At 65.5% G+C, this 20,171-nt stretch carries 18 protein-coding genes and 6 pseudogenes; 4 read left to right on the top strand and 20 right to left on the bottom strand.

What is annotated here, in order from left to right; translation table 11 throughout:
• Positions 1–2: 2 nt before the first annotated feature.
• The 8 genes and pseudogenes from QFZ82_RS33165 to QFZ82_RS33130 all read right to left on the bottom strand — a co-directional run bounded on the left by QFZ82_RS33165 (position 3) and on the right by QFZ82_RS33130 (position 7,790).
• Positions 3–1,082 (bottom strand): phenylacetaldoxime dehydratase family protein, encoded by a 1,080-nt coding sequence (locus tag QFZ82_RS33165; RefSeq protein ID WP_307716626.1) that lies wholly within the window; start codon positions 1,080–1,082, stop codon positions 3–5.
• Between the two features lie 101 nt (positions 1,083–1,183).
• Positions 1,184–2,906 (bottom strand): annotated as a pseudogene (locus QFZ82_RS33160) (AMP-binding protein).
• A 76-nt stretch (positions 2,907–2,982) separates the two neighbouring features.
• Complete coding sequence (locus tag QFZ82_RS33155; protein WP_307716625.1) at positions 2,983–4,044, bottom strand: phenylacetaldoxime dehydratase family protein; 1,062 nt, start codon at positions 4,042–4,044, stop codon at positions 2,983–2,985.
• A gap of 36 nt (positions 4,045–4,080) precedes the next feature.
• Positions 4,081–4,428, bottom strand: a complete 348-nt coding sequence (locus QFZ82_RS33150; RefSeq protein WP_307716624.1) for a (2Fe-2S) ferredoxin domain-containing protein — start codon at positions 4,426–4,428, stop codon at positions 4,081–4,083.
• Between the two features lie 56 nt (positions 4,429–4,484).
• Positions 4,485–4,943: a nitrile hydratase accessory protein gene (locus tag QFZ82_RS33145; RefSeq protein WP_307716623.1), complete on the bottom strand. Its 459-nt coding sequence runs from the start codon at positions 4,941–4,943 to the stop codon at positions 4,485–4,487.
• Positions 4,940–5,542, bottom strand: coding sequence for a nitrile hydratase subunit alpha (gene nthA, locus QFZ82_RS33140; protein WP_307716622.1), 603 nt, complete (start codon positions 5,540–5,542; stop codon positions 4,940–4,942). The genes QFZ82_RS33145 and nthA (QFZ82_RS33140) overlap by 4 nt, the downstream gene beginning before the upstream one ends.
• On the bottom strand, positions 5,539–6,258 hold the full coding sequence (nthB, locus tag QFZ82_RS33135; RefSeq protein ID WP_307716621.1) for a nitrile hydratase subunit beta: 720 nt from the start codon (positions 6,256–6,258) through the stop codon (positions 5,539–5,541). Before nthB (QFZ82_RS33135) ends, nthA (QFZ82_RS33140) begins: the two co-directional genes overlap by 4 nt.
• Positions 6,255–7,790: an amidase gene (locus QFZ82_RS33130; protein WP_307716620.1), complete on the bottom strand. Its 1,536-nt coding sequence runs from the start codon at positions 7,788–7,790 to the stop codon at positions 6,255–6,257. Before QFZ82_RS33130 ends, nthB (QFZ82_RS33135) begins: the two co-directional genes overlap by 4 nt.
• Before the next feature lie 589 nt (positions 7,791–8,379).
• Here QFZ82_RS33130 and QFZ82_RS33125 point away from each other — a divergent pair.
• The 3 genes and pseudogenes from QFZ82_RS33125 to QFZ82_RS33115 all read left to right on the top strand — a co-directional run bounded on the left by QFZ82_RS33125 (position 8,380) and on the right by QFZ82_RS33115 (position 10,206).
• Complete coding sequence (locus QFZ82_RS33125) at positions 8,380–8,559, top strand: hypothetical protein (RefSeq protein WP_307718000.1); 180 nt, start codon at positions 8,380–8,382, stop codon at positions 8,557–8,559.
• 410 nt (positions 8,560–8,969) lie between these two features.
• Positions 8,970–9,335, top strand: a pseudogene (locus QFZ82_RS33120) (transposase); the annotation flags it as partial.
• Between the two features lie 55 nt (positions 9,336–9,390).
• A complete protein-coding gene (locus tag QFZ82_RS33115) occupies positions 9,391–10,206 on the top strand; it encodes a helix-turn-helix domain-containing protein (RefSeq protein WP_307716619.1) in 816 nt (271 codons plus the stop codon).
• Here the strand turns inward: QFZ82_RS33115 and QFZ82_RS39860 are convergent.
• Both QFZ82_RS39860 and QFZ82_RS33105 read right to left on the bottom strand, forming a co-directional pair.
• The gene (locus QFZ82_RS39860) at positions 10,185–10,919 is read right to left on the bottom strand and encodes an ATP-binding protein (protein WP_373429360.1); all 735 of its coding nucleotides are present in this window, start codon (positions 10,917–10,919) and stop codon (positions 10,185–10,187) included. The two genes, QFZ82_RS33115 and QFZ82_RS39860, sit on opposite strands and share 22 nt — an antisense overlap.
• Before the next feature lie 290 nt (positions 10,920–11,209).
• Positions 11,210–11,368 carry a hypothetical protein gene (locus tag QFZ82_RS33105; RefSeq protein ID WP_307716617.1) on the bottom strand — a complete coding sequence of 53 codons (159 nt, stop codon included), beginning with the start codon at positions 11,366–11,368 and terminating at the stop codon, positions 11,210–11,212.
• Positions 11,369–11,394: 26 nt separating this feature from the next.
• On the opposite strand from QFZ82_RS33105, the pseudogene QFZ82_RS33100 reads away from it, so the two are divergent.
• A pseudogene (locus QFZ82_RS33100) lies at positions 11,395–11,526 on the top strand (IS5/IS1182 family transposase); the annotation flags it as partial.
• Here QFZ82_RS33100 and QFZ82_RS33095 read toward each other — a convergent pair.
• The 10 genes and pseudogenes from QFZ82_RS33095 to QFZ82_RS33050 all read right to left on the bottom strand — a co-directional run.
• Positions 11,522–12,132: pseudogene (locus QFZ82_RS33095) on the bottom strand (IS5 family transposase); the annotation flags it as partial. The pseudogenes QFZ82_RS33100 and QFZ82_RS33095 sit on opposite strands and share 5 nt — an antisense overlap.
• Positions 12,133–12,204: 72 nt before the next feature.
• Positions 12,205–13,700, bottom strand: a pseudogene (locus QFZ82_RS33090) (ISL3 family transposase).
• A gap of 100 nt (positions 13,701–13,800) precedes the next feature.
• Complete coding sequence (locus QFZ82_RS33085) at positions 13,801–14,055, bottom strand: phenylacetaldoxime dehydratase family protein (protein ID WP_307716616.1); 255 nt, start codon at positions 14,053–14,055, stop codon at positions 13,801–13,803.
• On the bottom strand, positions 14,052–14,195 hold the full coding sequence (locus QFZ82_RS33080) for a hypothetical protein (RefSeq protein ID WP_307716615.1): 144 nt from the start codon (positions 14,193–14,195) through the stop codon (positions 14,052–14,054). Before QFZ82_RS33080 ends, QFZ82_RS33085 begins: the two co-directional genes overlap by 4 nt.
• A 127-nt stretch (positions 14,196–14,322) precedes the next feature.
• Positions 14,323–15,249, bottom strand: coding sequence for a helix-turn-helix domain-containing protein (locus QFZ82_RS33075; protein ID WP_307716614.1), 927 nt, complete (start codon positions 15,247–15,249; stop codon positions 14,323–14,325).
• A gap of 222 nt (positions 15,250–15,471) precedes the next feature.
• Positions 15,472–15,552: pseudogene (locus QFZ82_RS33070) on the bottom strand (peroxiredoxin); the annotation flags it as partial.
• Between the two features lie 73 nt (positions 15,553–15,625).
• Positions 15,626–16,867, bottom strand: coding sequence for a zinc metallochaperone GTPase ZigA (gene zigA, locus QFZ82_RS33065; RefSeq protein WP_307716613.1), 1,242 nt, complete (start codon positions 16,865–16,867; stop codon positions 15,626–15,628).
• 134 nt (positions 16,868–17,001) lie between these two features.
• Positions 17,002–17,637, bottom strand: coding sequence for a nitrile hydratase subunit beta (gene nthB / locus QFZ82_RS33060; protein WP_307716612.1), 636 nt, complete (start codon positions 17,635–17,637; stop codon positions 17,002–17,004).
• 26 nt (positions 17,638–17,663) lie between these two features.
• Positions 17,664–18,278 carry a nitrile hydratase subunit alpha gene (nthA, locus tag QFZ82_RS33055; RefSeq protein ID WP_307716611.1) on the bottom strand — a complete coding sequence of 205 codons (615 nt, stop codon included), beginning with the start codon at positions 18,276–18,278 and terminating at the stop codon, positions 17,664–17,666.
• Between the two features lie 205 nt (positions 18,279–18,483).
• A complete protein-coding gene (locus QFZ82_RS33050; protein WP_307716610.1) occupies positions 18,484–20,037 on the bottom strand; it encodes an amidase in 1,554 nt (517 codons plus the stop codon).
• Positions 20,038–20,171: the final 134 nt, after the last annotated feature.

Below are 20,171 nucleotides of genomic sequence, written 5' to 3'. Positions count from 1 at the left end.
CGTTACTGTCTGAGGCGGTCTTCGCCCCCTGCGGGGATCACCGCGTCACGCATCATTCCCGTGCGCGGGTGGCAGTTGATGTACTCGTACATCTGGTCCTTGCCGTCGGAGACCGAGACCTCTTGATAAAAGCGCAGGTTCTCCAGGGTCGCGACGACACGGACGAACATGACGAACAACTGCAGATGGGCTGGGTGGGACTCCGCCCACCGCTCGAGCAGGTCCAGCGACTGCCAGTGGCCGATGTTGTAGCTTTCGTCGAGCTCGTTGCCGTCGATGTCGATGCTGTGCACGAAACGGTTGCTGTAGCAGCCGACCTTCCGCCCACTTTCCTGCAGGAAGACCATGCCGGTCTCCAGGGTCGGGAGAAATTCGTCGAAGTAGAGGGCGCGCTCGTCCTCTCCTGCTGCCTTCCAGTCCTGGCCGGACCGGATGAGCGCGATGTTGTCGTGGCCTCGGACGATCACCCGGCCGCCCGCGGCCGGGTCGCCAGACGCAATCTTGAGCACACCGAACGGTTCCAGGCGATCGGTCTGCGAGAGCGGGATGCGGTCACGCATCGAGCCCCAGTAGCCGTGCTCCTCGATCTCGCCACTGCACTCGCCCATGACGCCGCCGATGCCCGGGAAGTCCTCGGTGAAGGCGTACAAGGTCTCGAACTGCTCCACACGCGGAGCCACGATCTCGCGGAAGTAACCGAGGCCCTCGGTGAGACGCTCCTCCGACTCCCACCAGCCCCTGACCTCCTCCGAGCGCAGCCAGCGGCAGTACGCGGCCGGGTCGGCCCAGTAGGCGACAACCATCAGATTGTGATGGTCCTGGTCGTCCACGTGGTGCGTCAGGTCGTGGCGCACCGGGCCATCAGCGAGGCTGAAGCTGCCGACGATGTGCCGCAGCGCAGCCAGAGCCCACGGACGCTTGCCCTCCTCGGCATACTGGACACCGAAGTAGCCCATCACGACCTGCTGCAACGCCTCGTCACCGCGGGCGACAAACCTCGGGTAAGCCGGCAGGTAGTCGTCGGACACCCGGCGCGACAGCGTGCGCGGGCACCGGAGGTGCGTGTCAATCGCGGATTCCATGAATCTTCCTTGCCGTTGTGCGCGCCATGCCGAAAGCACGAGGGCGGCGAGTGGAATGCTGAGATCAGGTGGGTATCCTCATCGCGGCCGCCGTCCAACCATCAGCGCTTCAGTTCGAGGAAGTCGTCGTCGCGGTACTCGCCCGCAGGGCGGTTTCCTTCGACTTCTTTCTCACGCTGGCGGAGCTCGACCCGGCGGATTTTTCCGGAGATGGTCTTCGGCAGTTCGTAGAACTCGATCCGCCGCACGCGCAGGAATGGTGCGAGGTGTTTGCGGGCGTACTGTAGGATCGACCGCGCCGTGTCGGCGTTGGGCTCGTGTCCCGATGTACGCCTTCGGCACCGCCAGGCGGACCGCGTCCGGAGCCGGAACAACCGCGGCCTCCGCCACGGCCGGGTGCTCGATGAGTACCGACTCGAGCTCGAACGGGCTGACCTTGTAGTCCGACGCCTTGAAAACATCGTCGGTACGGCCGACGTAGGTGAGGTAGCCGTCCTCGTCACGCGAGACGACGTCGCCCGTGTGGTAGTAACCACCTTCCATCGCTGCGGCATTGCGCTCAGGATCGCCCTGGTAACAGGTCATCAAGGTGAACGGGGACAGTGAAAGGTCAAGGCAGATCTCGCCCTCCCCGACGCCCTCGACCTTGTTGCCCAGCGGGTCGGTGAGCACCACAGGGACGCCCGGAAGTGGGCGGCCCATGGATCCCGATTTCAGCGGCTGGCCAGGAGTGTTGGCCACCGCGGCGGTCATCTCGGTCTGCCCGAAGCCATCACGAATGGTGGTTCCCCACTGTCGCTGGACCTGGCTGATGACCTCCGGGTTGAGCGGCTCACCCGCAGCAATCGCCTCACGCAGGCTGCCCGGTCCACCACTCAGATCCGCATTGATCAGCATGCGCCAGACGGTGGGCGGCGCGCAGAAGGTCGTCACCGTCTCGGTCCGGATCTGCTCGAGAAGGGCTCGAGCGTCGAAGTGGGCGTAGTTGTAGACGAAGATCGTGGCCTCGGCCAGCCACGGGGCAAAGAAGTTCGACCATGCGTGCTTGGCCCAGCCCGGGCTTGAGATGTTCAAGTGGACGTCGCCCGGCTGGAGGCCCAACCAGTACATCGTCGACAAGTGCCCGATCGGGTACGACAGGTGGGTGTGCTCGACAAGTTTCGGCCGGCTCGTGGTGCCAGAGGTGAAATAGAGCAGCAGGCGGTCGGTGCTCGCATTGCCCGGGTGGGGCACGGCTGTCCTGGCCGCGTCACCGGCGAGGTCGTGCGCGTCGGCATAGCGGAGCCATCCGGCCGGCACGTCCACGTCCCCAACCGCGAGCTTGAGATAGTCCCCCGGGACCTCGTCGAACTTCGATGCATCGGCGGGGTTGCAGATGACGGCACGGGCGTCGCCGCGGTCAAGACGATCGATCAGCTCCGCGCGCCCCACAGCGGTGGTCGTCGGCATGATGACCGCGCCGAGCCGGATGAGTCCCAGCATGCTCTCCCACAGTTCGACCTGGTTGCCGAGCATGACGACGACGCTGTCGCCGCGGCCTATGCCCTGGGTGGCGAGGTGGGCTGCGACCTTGTCGGAGCGCCGGGCCATGTCGTCGAAGGAGTACGAGGCGCGGGTGCCGTCTTGCTCCACGATCACCAGTGCGGGCTGGTTGTTGCCGCGCGCGTATGTGTCGAACCAGTCGTGGGCGAAGTTGAAGGTCGGGCCGACATCGGGCCAGGAGAGCGAGGAGAGTGCGTCATCGTACGCGGCGCGCAGCTTGTGCAGTTGGTCGCGGGCTGCGCGGAGCGTGGTGGTCGTCGTGCTCATCGTTGAGGCTTTCATCTCTGGCGGGAAGCGAACGGGTGTGTTCCGTTGCCGGGCCGAGCGCTCGGCCCGGCAACGGGATGCGTGCGGTCGCTCAGACGGCGGCCGGGACCACGGCGTCGCGCATCATTCCTGTGCGCGGGTGGCAGTTGATGTACTCGAACATCTGGTCCTTGCCGTCGGAGACCGAGACCTCGTGGTAGAGCCGCAGCTTCTCCAGGCCGGTCACCACACGGAAGAAGGTGACGAAGATCCGTAGGTGCGTCGGATGCGATTCGGCCCACCGCTCAAGCAGGCCCAAGGACCGCCAGTGGCCGACGTTGTAGCTCTCGTCGAGCTCGTTGCCGTCGATGTCGATGCTGCGCACGAAACGGTTGCTGTAGCAGCCGAGCGTGTCGCCGTTGTCGCGCAGGAAGTCCATGCCGTCCTGAAGGCTGGGCAGGATCTCGTCGAAGTAGAGGGCGCGCTCGTCCTCTCCTGCTGCCTTCCAGTCCTGGCCGGACCGGATGAGCGCGATGTTGTCGTGGCCTCGGACGATCACCCGGCCGCCCTTGGCCGGCTCACCGGAGACGACCGTGAGTTCGGCGTTGGCCTCCAGCCAGTCGGTCTGCGAGAGCGGGATGCGGTCACGCATCGAGCCCCAGTAGCCGTGCTCCTCGATCTCGCCACTGCACTCGCCCATGACGCCGCCGATGCCCGGGAAGTCCTCGGTGAAGGCGTACAAGGTCTCGAACTGCTCCACACGCGGAGCCACGATCTCGCGGAAGTAACCGAGGCCCTCGGTGAGACGCTCCTCCGACTCCCACCAGCCCCTGACCTCCTCCGAGCGCAGCCAGCGGCAGTACGCGGCCGGGTCGGCCCAGTAGGCGACAACCATCAGATTGTGATGGTCCTGGTCGTCCACGTGGTGCGTCAGGTCGTGGCGCACCGGGCCATCAGCGAGGCTGAAGCTGCCGACGATGTGCCGCAGCGCAGCCAGAGCCCACGGACGCTTGCCCTCCTCGGCATACTGGACACCGAAGTAGCCCATCACGACCTGCTGCAACGCCTCGTCACCGCGGGCGACGAACATCGGGAACGGCGGCGCGTAGTCGTCGGACACCCGGCGCGACAGGGTGCGCGGGCACCGGAGGTGCGTGTCAATCGCGGATTCCATAAGTGGTTCCTTCTGTGAGGTCGGGTGAGGATGCCGTCACCAACCGGCCTTGCTGATGCGTGTGATCTCCGCCCCGGTGCGGATGCGGCCGAGCTCCGGCGGCGGCTCGGCGATTCCGGGGCCGCCATCGCGCACCCAAGCAGCCAGGGCTTCGGCACGCTCGAAGGTGTTCACGTGGGTGATCCAGGCGGGCCTGGTTCCTGCGTGCCGTGCTTCAGCGGAGGGGTTGACGACGACGACGTTGGAGAGCTCGCATGCCCACAGGCACTCAGTACGCACCAGTTCGGAGTCGGCACCGCTGTTGTGGGTGAGGATCTCCGCGATGCCGTCGTGATCTACGTCGGGATGCTTGCGGGTGGTGCCACAACAGCACCCCCGGCACATGCGGATCCGTGGGCCGACACGCGCCGGCCTTGACGTCGCCGGGGCTGCTGATGTGTTCACGCGCTGGGCCTCTGCCGGCCAGGTGCCGGATCGATCACGATCGGCTCGGTGTGGGCCTCGTGGTGGTTACGGTTCGGCGGCTCGGCGAGGACTCGCTGGACTTTCTCGTCGAGCGCGTTCGGTTCCAGGACGCATTGGGTGGCCATGACGGTCTCAAGCGCAGCGACCCAGTGGGCGTAGTACGACCACGGAACCTCGCCGGTCTCGGTGTTGCCGTTCTCCCAGTCCTGGATGGAGGCGATGAGCGCGGCCTGGAACTGCGACCAGTCGAACTTGAGCGCCTTGTGAGCCGCAACTGCCAGAGCGAAGGCGCGGATCTCCCACGGGAACTGGAAGCCCATCTGGCTGGGGTCGGCGCCCGGCAGACCGCAGACGAGCTCCTCGACCTGACGCCGGGTCTCACCGAGCGCCTCCGGAGAGGCGTACGGGCCAGGGAGGGTGTCTGCGCTGGTCATGACGCGGCCGTGGCGACGGGACCGACGCCGATCATCGAGTCGCGGGTGACGAGCTCGGCGAGCTGCTCCTCGGTCCATCCCTCCGTGCCGGCGGGGCGCTGCGGCAGAACCCAATAGCGCATCTCGCTGCTGGAGTCCCATACGCGCACCTCGACGTCCTCGGGCACGGTGAAGTGGAAGGAGTCGCTGAGGACTTTGCGCGGCTCGCGGGTGATGGCGGCGCGGTACTGCGGGTCCTTGTACCAGTTGGGCGGGAGGCCGAGCACCGGCCACGGGTAGCAGGAGCAGAGCGTACAGACGATGATGTTGTGAACAGTGTCGGTGTTCTCCACCACGACCATGTCCTCACCCTGCAGGCCGCTGATACCGAGCTCCTTGCAGGCATCAGAGGCATCCTCAACGAGGCGGGCCTTGAACTCCGGATCGCTCCAGGCCTTGGCGACGACCTTGGCACCCAGTTGCGGGCCGACCTCGTGCTCATAGATCTCGACCATTCGGTCGATGGCCTGGGTGGTCATGATGCCCTGCTCGATCAGCATGGACTCGAGCGCCTTGACTCGAGCGGCGATCTCCTCCTGGGTCCGGATCTTGTCACTCACGCAACTGCTCCTTCGGTGTCGGCGGACACGGGGGTGACCAGTTCGATGTAGGGGTCCCAAACATCGAAGTGGACGCAGCCGTTGGGCTCGGCGTGCTCGGCACCCCACAGCTCTTCGTTGGTGAACCGGAGCGTGTAGAGGTGTTCCGGGTTCTCGCCGAGGCCGTTCCCGGCGGTGTCGGGGTAGATCATCGGTCCGTGGTGGAGCACTACCTCGCCGATCGCGCCACGGATGTAGCGGGCACGGCGAGTGTGACCCTTGGGAGCCGAGCGATCGACTCGGACGATGTCGCCGACCTTGAAACGCGCCACCTTGTCCGAGGGACGCCTGGCCGGAGCGCCGGCCGGAACCACGGCCTCGACGAAGGCGAGCAGCGCGGGGTCGTCGGCGTGCTCCGGAAGCGGAGCATCCGGGTTCGCGAGGTAGTGCTCGGTGCGACGGTCGAGCTCGGCCATGTCGAGCTTGCCGAGCTTCTCACCGAAGTGCTCGACGGTGTGCACCCAGTGCTCGTAGTACGGCGACTTCAGGTAGACGGCCGGATCGATCAACTCGATGCCGTGACGGAACTGGTCGACGCCGAAGAAGCCTGCGCGGAAGCACATGGCGAACATCGGGAAGACGGCCTTCTCCCATTCGGCGCGGAAGACCGGCTCCTCCTCGGGGACGATGACCGGCCCGACACCATCGGTGCCGGCGAGGTCGAACACACCGTTCATGCGGTGAACTCCTTCTCCCTGTCGGGGGCGGTGAGTGTTCCGAGCGTCTGCTCGAAGGCGTGGGCTGCGCGCAGGACGTCGGCGTCGTTGAACCGCTTGCCGATGACCATCAGACCGACAGGCAGGCCATCGGCCAGGCCGGCCGGGATGGTGCACGCGGGGTGACCGGTCACGTCCAGCGGCGCGGTGTTGGAGACCATCTCCAGGGCCCGTCCGAGGACCTCCTCGACAGGAGCGTCCGCTGGCGGGATGAGGCTCGCGGTGATGGGCAGCGTCGGCATGACCAGAACGTCATAGGTGTCGAGCACGCTGTCGTAGGCAGCAGCCATGACACCTTCGAGGTTTCGTGCCTTGGCGTAGCCGGCGCCGTAGCCGCTGCGCAGCGCGTAGCTGCCGCCCAGGGCGACCAGCTTGACCGTCTCGGAAAACGCCGATGGATCGCGGCGCCACTGCTCGCCGAAGAACGCGATCTGCGCCGGGTCGTAGGAACCCTTCCAGTTCATGCCGTAGGCGTTGCCTTGAACCATCTGCCAGGTCGCGCCCTCGACAGAGATGACATCCCAGATGGCAGCGCCGTGTCTGTGCCACGGAATCGACACGTCTTCAGCGACGTGGCCCGCCGCCGTCAGCCTTTCGATGGCCCGCCTGACGACCGCGTTGACGCCCGGGTCGGAGTTGGTCTGGTCGAACCCCTCAGCGACGACACCGATACGCAGGCCTAGTCCCAGGTTCTCCAGCCCGGCAAGATAGTCCGTACCGGCGACACCGGCAGGCTGGCGGGGGTCCTGACCGTCCGCACCCGCGATCACCGTCAGCATCGCGGCAGCATCGGCAACAGTCGGCGCGATCGGACCCAGGTGGTCCAGTGACTGCTCAATGGGGAACGCCCCGGTGTACGGCACCAGGCCAAAGGTGGGTTTGAAGCCGACGACACCGCAGAACGCGGCCGGGATTCGGATCGACCCGCCCTGGTCACCACCGAGCGCGAGGTCGACCTCACCAGAGGCAACCAGAGCGGCGCTGCCGCTGGACGAGCCGCCGGTCGTGCGGTCACGCCCCCAGGGGTTGCGGACCGGGCCGGTCTTGGAGGTGTGCGAGGCCCCGGAGAAGCAGAGGTCTTCACACACCGCCTTGCCGGCGACGGTCGCTCCTGCCTGGAGAAGGCGCGTCACCACGGTCGCGTCCACGCTCGGAACAAAGCCGCGAAGAGTGTCCGATCCGTTCATCATGGGCACGCCTGCAACCGCGACGTTGTCCTTGATCGCAACACGGCGACCCGCCAACGGGCCATCGGTGCGTTCGCGCAACTCGGTGGTTACGTACCACGCGCCGAGCGGGTTGTCGGCCGGCTCGGACCACTTACGCACCGGGGTTGTCGGCGCCACATCGCGGTCATACAGCTCGTCAACGACCGCCCAAGAGCCGAGCAAGCCCGATATCGCCGCGTGGTACACGTCCAGGTCCTCCGCGGGAACACCGAGCCGCAACTCATCCGCCAGGTCCTCGACGGCCCTCCGTGAGGGAAGCTCCATACCACTCCTCCTATATGTCATCGCTCATTGATGCGTAGGGAGAAACCGTGATCTGCGTCTGGTCAAGAGGCGAGAGAAGTCGACCGCGAGAGGTGACTTGGCGAAACGCGCCGGAGCCGGCGCCCGGGTCGTCGGGCTCGACCGCGCCGCCGCCGTCGAGCGGGTCAGCACGCCGTCATTGTGGCGTCGGCATACGACGTGGCATCTCGGCCTCCAGTGCGCGTCGGCGAAAGCCCGGAACGTTCCGTTGGGGCTCCGCGAGTAGCCACGACCGTACGAGTCGCCGCGGCGTCGTGCTTGTCATATAGAGACAGCCGTCTTGACCGTCAGTGCCATCGTCGCGGTCGGACTGCCGTGTGCCGATAACCGTGGGTCCCTGTGGATCTCAGTTGCCTCTCCAGGGACCGTGCTGTGACTCCTGGGACGGGTGGTTTCGGCGTCTTCGGACTGTTTCGGTTCCTGCGGTTCCCGTCTGCTTCGGCGTGTGGCGCTCCATTCCGTTCGCGGCCCGACGGGGACGTCCATGGGGGCGCGGGTCCGCCACCTAGGACTTGTCCGGCCGATCATGTGACTAGTCCGGGCACGGGTCGTGAACTTCCAGCTCCGCAAGACCCTCAAGAACCGCGGCCACTTCCCCAGCGACGACGCCGCGATCAAGCTCCTCTATCTCGGCATCCGCCGCATCGAGGGCCGGCACATCGACGGCGACGATCCATCCCACCCGGACGCGTCCGCGGCACCGGCACCCTCGGCTGGAACCGCGCCATGAACCACTTCATGCTCGCCTTCCCCGACCGCCTGCCCCTCTGACCAGCACCGAAGAAGATCACCGACAGTAACCCTGCCGGTGGCCCGACCAACACGAGGTCATACCCCAACGCACACGCACTCGACTTGACAGCCTCCGACTGGGACATCTCGGTCGACTCCACCATCGTCCGTGCTCACCAGCACGCGGCCGGTGCCCGCACCGACCCGCCGCCTGCGCCCGCCTCAAAGGGGGCCGAACCAGCAGAACATCAGGGCGAAACCGCGTGGCAAAGCCTTCACGCCGGCCTGGTGGAGGTGGTGCTGGAGGTGAGGGCCTGGGCCGCTCGCGTGGCGGGTTCACCAGCAAGCTCCACCTGAGCGCCGACGGCCGCTGCCGCCCGCTGTCCCTGATCGTCACACACCCAGTTCAAGCCGGTCGTGGAGAAGATCCGCGTCCCGCGGACCGGACCAGGCAGACTGCGAAAGAAGCCCGACAGCCTCGCGGCGGACAAGGCATACAGCAACGGGCCTTGTCGTGAGTACCTACGCCGTCGGGGCATCCGGCACACCATCCCGGAGAAGACCGACAGCCAGGCCGCCCGCCTACGCAAAGGCTCACGCGGCGGACGGCCACCCGGCTTCGACGAGGAGCGCTACAAGAAACGCACCACCGTCGAGCGGGCGATCAACCGGCTGAAGCAGCACAGGGCTGTGGCCACTCGCTACGACAAGCGTGGCTACGTCTACCTCGGCACCGCCACCGCCGCAGCCCTCACCATCTGGCTCCGAACATGATCGACCGGACAAGTCCTAGCCTCGGTCGCCAGGCTCGCTCGTGGGCTCCGGGTCGGTGCGGACCCGGCAGCTGGCGCACCTGATGGCCGCGGACGTCGCCGCCACCTCGCAGACCTTCGAGCGCACCCCCCGCCTGACCGCCCGCCGCCCGCGTGACCTTCCGCAGATCGGCATGCCGGTCGCGGGCGAGGGCCTTCTCTCCCAGGACGGGCGGACCTGCACGCTGAGACCGGGAGATTTCGCCATCTACGAAACCTCTCGGCCGTTCACCTGGAACCTGAGCCCTGACTGGAAGCTGCGCGTGTACACCTGGCCACGCGCGTCCATCGCGCTGGCGGAGTCGGGATCGCAGCAGCTGACCGCGACGCCGGTGCGCGCGGATTCGGCGCTGGGACGGCTGCTGTCACCGGTCCTGTCGAACTTGATGGACCCCGGCTGCGAGGTGTCCCCCGCAGGCGCGATCCGACTCGCCGACGAAATCGCGGAGCTGGCGATCACAGCCGCACTCGAGGAGACCGAACCGGACGACCCCGACGCCCAGGCACGTCAGCTCTACACCGCGGTACTGCACCACATCAACGCTCACATCGACGACCCGAGCCTGTCGCCCCAAGAGATCGCCAACACCTTCTATATTTCCACCCGCACCCTCCACCGGGTCTTCGCCCGATTCGACACCACCGTGGCCACCGCGATCAGAACCCGCCGCCTGGAATCCTGCCGACAAGCATTGCTCTCGCCCCGCAACGCCCATCACTCGCTGACCGACATCGCGGCCCGATACGGATTCACCAACCCGGCGGTCTTCAGCCGAACCTTCACCAACACCTACGGCACCACCCCCAGCCGCTACCGCAAACTCCACCGCTGACCGCGACCCGTCAGCTGTCGGTTCTCGATGATCGACTCGCCGCGTTTGCGCAGGTCAAATAGACGCTCCGGGAAGCCACGGAAGGCCGGAGCGCATCCGCCCGCTTCTCGGAACGCCTGGAAAGAAGATCCAGGCGACCACTCCACTGCCCGACGCGCCACGCTGTCCCTATGCGGCGTCCGCACAGCTCGCCTGGCTCGTCCGTGGCATCCAGTCCACGTTCCCTCGGGACGTGCACGGTGTGTGTCCGGTGCTGGATCGACACGAATCCCTACATGGGTGCGCCACCCGGAGGGGCACCGGTACGTCTGCCAGTTGTCTGCGAGGGCCGCGACAATGTCCAGCCCTCGGCCGTGCTCGTCGTCGCCGCCCGAGGCCGTGGCGTGGTGGGCGCGAGCCGGGCCGGCGTCGGCCACCTCGACCGCGATGACGCACCCGTGCAACGTGAGAAGCACAGCGAGGTCCGTGTGCCCATGCTGAGCGGAGTTGCCGGCCAGTTCACTGACGATGAGCAGCACGGAGTCCGTGTCGTCGCGGGATATCGCCCACTGGGACAGTACGGCGGCGGTGAAGCGCCGGACGTCGCAGACCCGACGTTCCTCGGCCGGAAGCGCGATGACTGCGTGCCGTGGCGTAGCCTCCCCAGGGGTGGTCTGGCGGAGCAGGGCATCCGGTGACGTGCGCTGCTTGGCAATGGCGGGTGGGGAGATCATGGCAGGCGCTTCCCTGTTTCGCGGCTGGAGCGGAGAGTCAGCCTCCGGATGGAGATCCAGTACCTACGACCGTACGAGCCCACAGCGCGGCCAGCTTGGCATACAGAGACAGCCGTGTTGGCTGTCAGTGCCATCGTCAGTGGTCGGGTCGCCGTGTGCCGAAGGGTGCCGGGCGGCGGGCGCGTCGGCGCCCGGCAACAGCACGGTGCCGAGCGCGAGTGTGGCCAGGACGACGCTCACTTCGCGGTGATGGGCCTCGCGTTTTCCGGACAGGCGTCTGACCGTCTATTTCACGCGGCGATTCGCAACTTCTCGTACCCGGCGTGGACTTCGCGCGGAGGGCGGTAACCCACCGCCGAGTGAGCATCTTCGAGGTGGCCACCGACCAGGTGACGGGTCGCGAGCGCAACGAGCGAGGCGGACGGGCTGTTGATGGAGGTGTCTGACATCTCAATCACGCTGCTCGGGGGCCTCGTTGGTCATTTATCCTGCCGCACTCGACCTACCTCATGCGCTCGTGGAGTGGGTCACCATGCTCATCGTCACCCGTGAGGGCGACCGGCGCTGCAAGCTTCGCCCGTCCCAGCGCGCGATGGTGGCACTCCTTTGCTGCCCTTGGGCCGTAGGACCGGCCGCAGGGTCAACCACAGGTGGTTCTGGCTCCAGGCGGGCAGCAGGTCGCGGGAGTAGGCGGAGTCGGCCCAGATCTGGGTGATCTGGGGGTGCGTGAGCCTCAGTCGCCAGAGCAGGTCCCTGGCCGTGATCTCGTCTCGGGCATCGCCGGGTGTCACCGTGATCATCACGGGCAGGCCGAGGGTGTCGACGACGATGTGTCTCTTGCGCCCGTTGATTTCTTGCCGGCGTCGTAGCCGCGGCTGTCCTTGCCGACCGTGGAGGCCGCTTTCACGGACTGAGAGTCGACGATCAGGGTCACCGGGAAGGGGCAGCGGCCCTTGTCCGTGCGAATTCGCCGGCGGAGCTGGTCGCGGATGAAGGTGACCACTCCGGCCCGGTTCCAGCGCCAGAAGAACCCGTAAACGGTCTGCCAGGGAGGGAAATCCGCAGGTAAGGCCCTCCATTTGGCGCCGTTGTCGACGATGAAGCGGATCGCGTCGACGATGTCCCGCCGCGGCCACTTCTCCGGATGTCCACCGGCCTTGGTCTGGCAGGCCGGGGTCGGCAGCAGCGGCTCGATCAGGGCACACTCGGCCACGGTGGCGTCGGAGGATAGGGGAGTGTCTAATCAACGGCCCTGTCTCACATTCGGTGGTGACGGAGTGTGCCGCTATCCGAGGAGGATGCGGTGGCGAAGTAGGGTGAAGCCTGCTCGTCCGTGCATCTGGCGCGCGATCCGCTTGGTTTTGGTGTTGACGCCCTCGGTGGGGCCGTTGCTGTACGGAAGCGTGAGCGCGGCGATCACTGCGTCCCTGTCTCGGTCCAGGCCCCGGGCGAAGGAGTGCAGATGGGGCAGATCGGTTGCGCGGACCTGGATGATCCAGCGTGAGAGCCCGTCGGCGTTTCCTGCGCAAGGCGTCAGGAGCTGGGCGAAGTCCGCGATGTGGGGGGCCAGTTGGGTCATCTCGGGGCAGGCGGCGGTGAGCCGTGCCAGGAGGTCGTGATGTTCGGTCTTGAGGTTGTCTGGCCTGGTGAGGAGCATCCGGGCGAGCCGGCGTGGGGAGATGTGGCTGCGGTCGGCGTCCGCGCGGCCTTGGTTGATGTACTTGTGCAGGAGGTTGAGGCAGCCTTCGTAGCCGAGGGCCTTGATCTCTTCGAAGAGGCGCTTGACGGGGACGGCAGGGTCCCCAGCCCGGCGTTTGCGCAGGTGCTCGCGGTAGGGGTCGACGAGGCCGGCGCGGTATTTGGGGACGCGGAGCATCCGCTCGGGCCGGTCGGCGCGTGCGTAGCGTTTGACGGTGTTCAGGGCCAGTTGCAGACGGCGGGCGCATTCGAGCAGGCCCACGCCCTGATTGAGCAGGTCATGGACCTGGTGCCAGCGTTCCAGGGTGGTTCGGGCGCGTGGCCCGTCATAGATGGCTGCGTCCAGTACGGTGGCCCAGCAGCTGCTGTGCGCCTTCACCTCGCTGAGGGCGGCTTCGCACAGGTTGTGCCACAGATGCCACCTGTCCGCGACCTGGACCGCGTCGGGCAGGGCGCGGCGGATGGCCTCGGCGTAGGTGGCTGAGCCGTCACGGCACACGACCTCGACACCCGAATGCCCGCGCAGCCACGCTTCCAGCGTGTCGGCCGTGCGGTCAGGCAGCACGTCGATCCGCTCATGGGTCTCGGCGTCGATCACCACGGTGGCATAGCGGTGCCGCCGGCGCAGGGCGAAATCGTCGACGCCGATCACGCGGGGCACCCGCCCGGTGGGCAACGGGATGCGCAGCACGGTACGCAGGGCCGCGTGACGCGACAGGCCCACCGCGAGTATCGCCAGCAAACGTGATCCCGCCCGGCCCGCTAACTCCTTGACCACGGCCTTGACCTGCCTGGTCAGACGGGCCGTGCGCCGCTGGTATCGCTCCAGCACCCCGGGCACCTGTTCGCGGAAGGTGTGGCGACAGCCTCGCGTGGGCACACCAGACGCCGCACCCGCACACGGACCACCACCCGTCGCCCCTCGACCGGAACGTCGGCCACCGTCCGCCAGTGATAGCCGTGCACCCGTCCCGACGAGGCCCCGCACATCGGGCAGACCGCGGTGTCGTCGTCGGCCACATCCTCCATGACCAGCGGGGACAGACCCGAGAACACCGTCTGCACAAGCTCGTTGACATCCATCACATGAAGGTCAACGACCCTCACAACTCTCCGTCACCACCGAATATGAGACAGGGCCGTTGATTGGAAAGACCCCTGATTGCAGCTGCCTTTTGTCCGGTTACAACCTGCGTCTACCGAAACGGGTGTACGGCTGATGTTCGTGCACGGTGAGTTCCTCCTGGTGATCGAGAATGGTGAGGAACCCCGTGCGTTTGTGGCAGTTGATGTATTCCACTGTGGCGTCGCCGGCGGGGATGGCGGAAACTTCATGCCAGAACGAGATGTCGAGCGGCTCCCCGTCTTTTCCGAGCATCTTCTTGAAGAAGGCGCCGTAGATTTCCAGATGGGTGCGGTGTGCCCTGGACCAGGTCATGAGATGTTCCAGAGAAAGCACCCGATCGTGCAGGCGCGGTCGATGTCCGCGCCGTCAGGGGTTTGCTCGGCGATCTTGCGGGCGGTGATGCAGCCCATTTCGGGTGTCTCGGCGAGGTAGTCGACCCCGGCGTCCTTCACGGGCCGCACCTTGTACCGGCCTCACCGTGGGGCTGGCCGCATAGAGGAAGTCTCCACGTTCCCGGGGATTGACACGCCTCCCACACGAGGGTTGCAGATAGCTGATGACGCGTTCGTGCGGTGAGTGTCAGTTGTGGCGAGACCGAAATGCGGTCGGACTCAGTCCATAGCGAGCGGTGAAGGCACGACTGAAGACTGCGAGATCGAAGTAGCCGTATCGGGCGATAATCGTCGAGATGGTCGATTTCCGGTCGGTCTGTACTGCATGACGGCATTTCTCCAGTCGCCGGTTTCGGATCCAGTGCGCGACGGTTTCTCCTTGTCGGGCGAAAAGTCGGTGGAGGGTTCGGGTGGAGATAAAGAAGTGATCGGCAATACGGTGCGGGTCGAGGTCGGGGTCGGCGAGGTTCTCTTCGATATACCGGAGAATTTGGCGCGTCAAGTCTTCGATCGGGGGTGACTCGGACTCGCATTGGCTCAAGCCTGCGGTTACCGTCAGCGCGGCGAGTTCGTCGGCGAAGCGCACCGCACTGGCGAGTGGGAGGTCGCCATCGAGATTGATCACGTCGGCCAATGTACGTGAGAGCACACCGGTGATACCGGTGTCACCGCGCAGTCGTCGGGCGGTCAGTTGCTCGGATTCCGAACGGTCCAGTGCGATAGCATCTCTGTCCCAGGTGAAGACCAGCAGTTTCCATTGCCCGGCGAGATTCCAGCGGAAGGGGCGCGCGGTCTCGTAGACGGCGAAATCGCCGGGAGACAGGTCGCAGGCTCGGCTGTCCTGGACGAGGTGTCCGGTTCCGTCAGCGAGCAAGCCGACCTGGAACAGGTCTGCCGGCGCCTGCGAGATGAGCCGCTCAGATCTGGTGAAGGTCTGGGGCACGGAGCAGACTTCCGCCGCGGACAGATGCCCGAGCGCCCGGTTGTCCACTCTGCCGGCGAAGTGATCTGACAGTCGCGGCGCGATGTCGAGGGCCACGAAGTTACGGCGAATAAGGTCCGACCACTCGTCGACACTTCCCGCCGCCGGGTGATCGTGGGCTGATGTCGTCATCAGGCGTCCTCCGCATCTCGGTCAGCACCGCTGTCGCGTCGTTTCGACGAGCTGGCAACTGACACCGCCGCCATGTCCGACTCGACCCGGTAAGGCACGCGCTCGGGTCGCATATTCCTGGGCGAACTCAAAGTTTACCCTCCATCCGGCTTCACTGCGACGCTGACCTGCGGGTTCGGTGTAGAAACGCTACTGCAGCGATCACCGAGACGACCCCGCGATGTCGACCTTGGAGAGGTCGCCGCCAATGACGGCGGTCAGGGTGTACGCGGGGAACTGGTCACCGATGGTCAGCAAGGCAATGATTCTCCTCTGCGATGGCGTTCTGGTACCGGTGCGCGGAGCCAGAGAGCCCGGAGTGGTGGCAATTGACGGTTCAGTGGGATGTAGCGGTTTCAGCCACGCGCGTGCGAATTGCGTCGGTGGCGCCGTTCCCGAGGGAGTCCGGATAGGTCGTCCAGCGGTCGGGTCCTTCCTCGATTTCCGCCATGGTCAGAAGGCACTCGTCGAGTTGCTGGCTCACTAGCTGCTTGTCGATGTTCTGGCCGATGAATACCAACTCCTGGCGGCAATCGCCGACGGGTTCTTCCCACTTTTCGTGGATGCCGTCGAGACGGTAATCATCGGAGGGCCATTGCTCCCGGGGTACGAACCGCCACCATCGGCCGATGTAGCCGTGCCTGATCTGGTGTCCGGCCTGCGAGACGCTGCCGATGTCCAGGTAGCGGTTGGCCAGCCAGAAGTATCCTTTGCACCGGAGTAGCTGGCCGTTCGTCCACGGCGCCGTCAAGAAGTCGTAGAAGCGTTCGGGATGAAACGGGACCCGCGCGCGATAGACCATCGACCCGATCCCGTATTCCTCGGTCTCTGGGATATGTTCGCCCTGCATTTCTTGCAACCATCCGGGTGCGGTTGCCGCCTTCTCCAGTGAGAACAAGCCGGTGTTGAGGATCCGGTCGAGTGGCACGTTTCCCATACTCACCGGGTGGATATCCGCCGCCTTGTTCAGTTTCCGCAGGATGGCGGTGAGTTCCTCCAGTTGCGGGACTGTGATCAGGTCGGTCTTGCTGATCAGGATCACGTCGGCGAACTCGACCTGGTCGATCAGCAGATCGGAAATGTCACGCTCGCCGTCGGGGACTGCGGCGGTGACGTCCGCATCGAGACGACCTCCAGATCGGTAGTTGTCCAGGAAGTTCACACCATCGACGACGGTCACCATGGTGTCGAGAGCGGCGATGTCGGAGAGCGCGCGGCCTTGTTCATTGACGAAGGTGAACGTTTCGGCGACCGGCAGTGGCTCTGAGATGCCGGTCGATTCGATGAGGAGGTAGTCGAATCGCCCTTCGCCGGCGAGTCGGCTGATCTCGGTGAGTAGATCATCACGCAGGGTGCAGCAGATACAGCCGTTGCTCATCTCCACGAGACGCTCCTGGGACCGGCTGAGGGAGACCTCGCGTTGGACCTCGGTGCCGTCGATGTTGATCTCGCTCATGTCGTTGACGATGATCGCGACTTTGAGGCCGTGCCTGTTTCTGAGTACGTGGTTGAGCAGTGTGCTCTTTCCCGAACCAAGGAACCCGGAAAGGACGGTGACCGGCAATCGTTTGGCAGGCATGTCGTTGCTTCCTGAATGGGGTGTGGTCGCACAGAGAAGGTCGAGGGAGGATCGGAGGTGGTGCAGTGTGGATGCGGCGCTCGAGCCGCACGGCGACGGGCATCCTGGCCGCATCCACACTGCTAGGGATGGGCTTAGACCTTGTCGAGGTAGCCCTCGAAGAGGTCGACAATCACCTTGCCGGCGTCGGTGTCGTCACCCCACAGATCGGTGGCCGCGAAGCTGACGTGGTAGGTCGGCTCCGCGGAGGCGTCGGTTCGGCCGTGTCCGATGGAATCCGGGAATGGCCAGGATTCGGAGGTGCGATGGGTGATCGTGCCCGTCTTGCCGCGGCAGAACCGGGGCATGCGGATGTGACCGGGCACGTACTCGTCGCGGACTCTGACCTGGTCCCCGACCTCGAACTGCTGTCGTTCCGTGGCAGCCGGACGGCCTGCGGAGGTGGCCGGCAACGACAGCGGGAAGGGTCCGCCGGCGAGCTCTTCGAGCTCGTCGTGCGTGAGGACGCCCTTCTCGACCATCAGGGTCGCCACCCCGATGACGTACCGCTCGTAGTAAGGGGTGGCCATGTAGTGGCGCGGTTCCATTCGCTCGACCACATGCCGCACCTCGTCGATGCTGAACTTATTCATGTCAGCGGCACCGAGAAACATCAAGCTGTACGGCAAATGTTCCCACTCGGCGTGAAACGGCCCACCGGTGTCGGCGTTGACGGTGTGCGGCACCTCGCCGAACCCCTGCATACCGCCGAGGTCGTGGACTCCGTCCATGAGATGTCTCCTTTGCTGATAGATCGTCAGTTAGTGGTGGCCGGTACCTGAGGCACGGCGACACCGATGAGGCAGTCCTTGGTGACGATTTCGGCGAGTTGTTCCTCGGTCCAGTCCTCGGTGCCGTCCGGCCGGACCGGCAGGACCATGTACCGGGTTTCGGCGGTGGTGTCGTAGACCCGGATCTCGGTGTCGGCAGGAAGGGTGGTGCCCATCTCCTCGAGGACCTTGCGGGGTTCGCGGACCACCCGCGCCCGGTATTCGAAGCTCTTGTACCACTCCGGGGGAAGGCCCAGCACGGGCCAGTTGGTGCACGAGCACAGCGAGCACACGATGACGTTCTTGATGGCCGGGGTGTCCTCGAGCGCCACGATGTACTCACCCTGAGGGCCCGTGTATCCGAACTGCGCGCACGCGGCCGTACCGTCCCGCAGCAGCAGGTCCCGATAGGCGGGGTCAGTCCAGGCCCGGGCAACGACCCGGGCGCCGTTCTTCGGGTCGAAGTCGATCTCGAAGACCTTCTTCCAAGATTCCGCATACCCCTGCGGAATCAGGTTCTTCTGGTCGAGGGCCTTGAACAGCGCCCACGCGCGATCCGATGCCGGTGCCTGTTCCGGAATCCCAGTGGCAGTAGCAGACATTTCTCTCACTCCTTACTCGATGGGCTGATCTACACGGCGGCGTGGCCGCACGTTGCGGGAACGGGGTGCGAAGCCACTCGCCGGAAGTACGGGGAGTCGTTGGTGCCGCGCTCGCCGGAGAGGAATCTGGCAGGTCACGGCAGCGGCCGTCACCGCAGCATGTTGCGTGGCGTCCCCAGACGACGGGCTGACAGGGGTTATGGGGCTATGCCGAATAGGTGAGGTTGGCGGCATCCGGGCGAGGGAACTGACCGCGGAGTTGTTCGAACGTGTCGGCCAGCCGCAGCGTGATCCCGTCCTGGAATCGTCGACTGACCAGCATCATTCCCACAGGCAAACCGTGCGCGAAACCGGCCGGAACAGAGGTGGCCGGGTGGCCCGTGACATCGAAGGGCGCGGTGTTCGAGACCATGTTCATCGCACGCTCGATGTAGGTTTCGCGCGGATCCGCCGGATCGATCAGCTCGGTCGCGACGAACGGTGTAGTCGGCATGACCAGGGCGTCGTACTCCTGCAGTGCTCGGTCGTACGCGGCCCGCAGTGACGTGGCCAGCATCTGTGCCTTCGCATAGACCGCCCCATGCAGTTTCGACAGACCATGACGACCGCACAGGGCGACGAGTTTGACCGTTTCCGACAGCTCATCAGCATGGGCGCGGCGGTGCGCCCCGAAGTGCGCGATCAACTCCGGGTCGTAGGTCCCCGCGACATTCATGCCGTAGGCGTTGCCGTCGAGCATTTGGTACGCGCCGCCATCCGTGGCGATGACATTCCATATCGCCAGGCCGTGGCGATGCCAGGGAACACTCACCTCGTCCACGACGCAGCCCGCCTCCTGCAGGCGCGTCGCTGACTCACGGACGGCCTCGTCGACCAACGGATCCGACAAGCCTTCGAGACCGAATCCCTCGACCAGGATCCCGACCTTCAGACCCGCGGCGCCGCGGTCGAGTTCGGTGACGAAGTCCGGCGTCGGTGGCAGGTCTACCTGTCGTGGGTCCGCACCGTCGGGGCCGGCGATGACCGACAGCATCCGCGCGGCATCGCGTGCGGTCGAGGTGATCGGGCCGAGATGATCGATGGTCCGTTCGATGGGGAACGCTCCGGTATACGGCACCAATCCGTGTGTCGGCTTGTGCCCGACAACACCACAGAAACTTGCCGGGATCCGTACGGATCCGCCCTGGTCACCGCCGACAGCCATGTCCACCTCGCCAGCCGCCACCAGGGCGCCACTGCCGCTCGACGACCCGCCAGCAGAGCGAGTCCGGTCCCAGGGGTTGTGCACCGGGCCGGTCGCCGAGGTGAAACTCGATCCGGAGAAGCACAAATCCTCACAGACCGATTTTCCCACGATCGTGGCTCCGGCCTCGAGAAGTCGACTGACCACCGTCGCATCTCGGCGGGGAACGAATCCCTCGACGGACTTGGACCCGTTCATCATTGGCACGCCGGCGACTGCGACGTTGTCCTTGACCGCGATCCGCACTCCGGCGAGTGGACCGTCGTCGGTGGCGGTGATCTCCGTCCTGACGTACCAGGCACCGAACGGATTGTCGCTCTCCGATGGACGTGTGTGCGGGCGATCCTTGACCACCACCGGCAACATGTCCTCGTACAGTTCCTCGACGAGGTCGTAAGCGGACAATGCGCTGTCGACAAGTCGGGAGAACCCATCGAGGTCGTCCGTCGACATCGTGAAGCCGTAGTGACGGGCATACCGAGCAAGGTCCTCGGCACTCGGGCGAGAAACCGACACTTGCGCCTCCAAACAGTGTTCACGACTGGTCAATCACTCGTTTTCGTTGATACGAAAGTGTGCGAACAGCAGGTGTTCCACCGCTTGTCAATCCGTGCCATCGAGTTGATACACCGCGCCAAACGTCCCTCAGT

It is taken from the genome of Streptomyces sp. V4I23 (assembly GCF_030817975.1).
In the GTDB taxonomy this organism is placed as follows: Bacteria; Actinomycetota; Actinomycetes; order Streptomycetales; family Streptomycetaceae; genus Streptomyces.
Note: the sequence above shows the minus strand (reverse complement) of the source record. Positions and strands in the feature narration are given on the sequence as shown.